The following is a 3,900-nucleotide window of genomic DNA, read 5'->3' as shown; positions in this document are numbered from 1 at the left end:
TATTTGCCCTGTTGCCGGAATGGAGATTCGTGGCAGCCACAGAACCGGATAGGACCTTCATGGTAGCTACAGAATACGAATTGCCGCCCTTCGACTTGCGCGTCGCCATGGACACCTTGGCAGCGAAGGACGAACGTCTCGCGCCGCTGATCAAGGAAACGCGGGAATTCCGCGTGGAGAAAGGCGCTGCCGAGTCCCCCTACGAGGTTCTGGTCGAAGCCGTAACGCACCAATCCATTTCCGGAAAAGCGGCCGCCACCATCTTCGGACGCGTTAAAGCGCTTGGATCGAACGGCCGCATTCCCACGCCGCACGAAATGCTCAAGCTGCGCAAGCCTGCGCTCCGAAAAGCCGGCCTTTCGGGCGCAAAAATTGCGGCAATGAGGGACCTCGCGCAGAAAACTATCGACGGCGTTGTTCCAACTCTCGACGAAGCGCATAAGCTCACTGACGAAGAACTTGTCAAACGCCTCGTGTCGGTGCGTGGCGTTGGCGTGTGGACCGTGGAAATGTTTCTGATCTTCCGGCTTGGCCGGCCTGACATTCTGCCGGTCCATGACCTTGGAGTGCGCAAAGGCTGGGCCGTCACTTACGGCAAGAAGCACATGCCCAAACCCAAGGAGCTACTGAAATTTGGCGAACGCTGGCGGCCGTACCGGACTGTCGCGTCTTGGTATATGTGGCGCGCCTGCCAGCGTGCAGGCCACGCAGCGCTCCGCAAGATACGTCCACCGAAAGTGCGCAAGCGGCCGAAGGCGAGCGCTAGGGGCAGGGGCAAGTAGCGGCCGCTTTATCCGGTCTCGTGCTGGCCCGGAAGCTGCCTCATGGATCGTCGCGAAGGACGAACAGCGCTACCTCAGGGGCTAAAGCCCCTTGGATTTCACATCGCTTGCGTGGGGGCTGAAGCCCCCACCTCCTGAAGAAGAGGAGTTTTTCCGCAAGCTGTGAAAGTCGTGCTCTGTCGCTTGGCATTTATGAGACAGGATCTACTCGATTCTCAGGGCGTCCAGGGGCGAGATGGCGGCAGCGCGGCCTGCGGGAATGATGGCGGCAAAGAACGAGCAAATCGCCAAAGCCCCCGTAGCCACGCTGAGCGCGGGAGGATCCCAAGCTCTCACTCCGTAGAGCTGCGCCGAAATCAGGCGCGCGACGCCCACCGCCAGCGGCAAGCCTAGAATCAGCCCCAGCAGCACGCGCTGGAAGGCGCCGCGTAGCACGAGTTGAATCACGTTGACGGGCGCCGCGCCCAGCGCCATGCGTATGCCGATTTCGTTCGTTCGCTGGGCCACGCTATATGCGGTGACACCATACAAGCCCACGGCTGCCAGCACCAGCGCGACAATTCCAAACAGGCCGGCCAAGCCGGCGACGGCGCGTTCCTGGTCAAAAGAAAGCTCGACCTGCTGGCGCATGGTTCGCACGCTGGTGATGGTGATGTCGGGGTCTAGCTCGGCGATGGTGCGCGTGAGCAACGGTTCCAGGACACCTGTCGGCGTATTGGTGACCAGCATGATTCCGCCGATGAAGTGGGAGCGCAATTCGAGCTTGCTCATCATGGCGTTCTTGTAGTCGACGGATTGGTCCAGTGGGACGTAAAACATGGGCCGGGCGGGCCGGCTCAGTCCCCAGCCGGCAAACTTGGCGTCACCGACCACGCCCACAATGCGGTAAGTGCCGGCGTTCTCGGGCAGGTCCAGCCCGAAGTGCTGATCCAGCGGATTTTCGTTGCTCTTGAAGAAGCGTTTCACGAAGGCTTCGTTGACGACGGCCACCGGCTCGCTCGTCTCATTGTCGCTGGCGCGGAAGCCTCGGCCACGCAAGACGGGGATGCCAAAGTTCTGAAGGTAATCCGTGGTCACACGATCCCAGGAGGCGCCTGACGGTTCGTCCATCTTCGGCAGGGGATGGCCAGCCACAATGATGAGTTCACCCCAGTTGTCGGTTAAGGGGTTATACAGCGCCATGTCGGAAGACTGCACGCCTGGCAAGCGATTCAGCTCCGTCTGCATCTGCCTGTAGAGGGCCGTGAGCTGCGGGAACGTGCGGGAGCCAGGCGGGTTGTGCAGTTCCACGATCACGCGGCCTGGAATCTGATAGCCAAAGTCCTGATGCTCGAGCTTATTCAGGCTGCGGGCTAACATCGTTGCGCCCGCTACCAACACCACAGAGACAGTCGCTTGGACGACCAGCAGTGCCTTGCGGGTTAACGAACCTCTGTCGCTTGTGCTGCGGCCCGCTCCGCGCAGGGCTTCGGCGGGATCGGTTCTCGTGGCAAACCACGCGGGAGCCGCGCCGAAGATGATTCCCGTGAGCAGGGCTACCGCGAACGCAAAACCGAGGACCATCCAGGAGGGCGCCGGACTGATGGGCAGAAAATGAGCCCTATGGAACGCCAGCACCAGAAGCAGGCGCGCCGCTCCTACAGCAACCAGCAGCCCCACGATGCCCCCGCCAGTCGCGAGCAGGATGCTCTCGGTCAACGCTTCGCCGATGATTTGTGCTCGAGTGGCGCCAAGCGCAATCCGGACGGCGGTTTGTCCGCGCCGCGCAACGGCGCGGGCCAGCAGCAGGTTCGCCACGTTGGCGCACGCAATGAGGAGAACCAGCCCGCAAACTCCGAGCAGAATGTTCAGACTGCGGCCGTATTCTTGCTTCATGACGGCTACGCCGGCTCCGGCAGGAATGACGTCCAAGGTCTGCTTCGGCAGCATGCGGATTACGTCCGCCATCCAGTTTGCGGGGTATTGCGAATCGGTTTTCAGCCACTGGCGCAAAACGGTGGTCAGACGAGGCGCCATGCCTTGCACCGTAGCTCCGGGCTTTAACCGGCCAATCGCGCGGAGCCACGCGGAAATGGGCTGCCGCAGGAGGGTGCTTTGGCCGGAAATCATCGGCTCTTGCTGCAGAGGAATCCAGATGTCCGGCGGGTCGCTTTCCAGAGTTTCTCCGAAGAAGCCCGGGGGAGCTATGCCGATGACGGTCAGGGGGAGGCCTTCGACAAAGAATGTCGAACCCACCACCTTGGGATCGCCGCCGTAGGTAAGCTGCCAGGCGCGGTGACTGAGGACGGCCACGGGTGTGGCGCCGGGCTTGTCGTCTTCTTCCCTGAACACGCGCCCGGCAAAGGCGCCGATTCCGAACGTCTTGAAATAATTGCCCGCGACATATTCCGACCGCAGCGGCCTGGCGGCGATGTCCTTGCCTTCGCGGCGGACGCTTAGCTGCCAGCGGCCGGCCTGGAATGCCGTTAATTCCTCAAACTCCGGCGCTGCGGATTTCAGCCGCTCAAACAAGGAGAAGGAAAACATCCCCCATTCGTCCTGGGGGCCTCCTTCGACGCAGCAATCGTCGCCGGTGCCGATGCGGTATAACCTGCCAGGGTCGACGACGGGCAGGGAGCGGAGCATGACGGCGTTGATTAGCGTGAAAATGGCTGTGGTGCCGCCGATCCCCAACGCTAGAGTGAGCATGGCGGTAGCTGTAAATACGGGCGCCAGCCGGAACTGACGAAGTGAGTACCGAATCTTGCCAAAGATGTTGCGCATGCTCACACCTCCAGCCTGGGTTTCTTCGAGCCTTACCTACGTGAATACGTAGACTATGGCAGCTAGGTTCCCCGGTGCCGACAGCCGTTCTGTCACGGAATCATGGCGATGTTTCCGGACCTCAGGGTTTCGACGATGGTACCCCTGGGGAGGTTTGAGACGGTCGCTACATTTATTTGGACTTACTGCCTGGTTTAACTGCTTTGGAGCAAGCTCGCGTAGGGAAGTCTAGGGACATCGTAACCCCCTGAGTCGTTGAGGTAGTAATCCAAGAAAACAGGTGGAAGCAAGCAGAGTTGGAGCGGAGCGCGAGGGGCGAGCCGTTCGATGATCTGCCAAGGGCTGAGATTCTCCT

Annotated in this window: 2 protein-coding genes; one reads left to right on the top strand and one right to left on the bottom strand. The window is 61.0% G+C overall.

The genetic code is table 11. The features are described 5' to 3' along the window. Positions 1 to 59 precede the first annotated feature (59 nt). Complete coding sequence (locus VFI82_11735) at positions 60 to 782, top strand: DNA-3-methyladenine glycosylase 2 family protein (GenBank protein ID HET7185348.1); 723 nt, start codon at positions 60 to 62, stop codon at positions 780 to 782. Between the two features lie 204 nt (positions 783 to 986). Here VFI82_11735 and VFI82_11730 read toward each other — a convergent pair whose 3' ends face one another. Then, a complete protein-coding gene (locus VFI82_11730; protein HET7185347.1) occupies positions 987 to 3,545 on the bottom strand; it encodes an ABC transporter permease in 2,559 nt (852 codons plus the stop codon). Positions 3,546 to 3,900 lie beyond the last annotated feature (355 nt).

It is taken from the genome of Terriglobales bacterium, assembly GCA_035691485.1.
Lineage (GTDB): Bacteria > Acidobacteriota > Terriglobia > Terriglobales > Acidobacteriaceae > JAIQGF01.
This window is presented reverse-complemented; position numbering and strand designations above follow the sequence as displayed.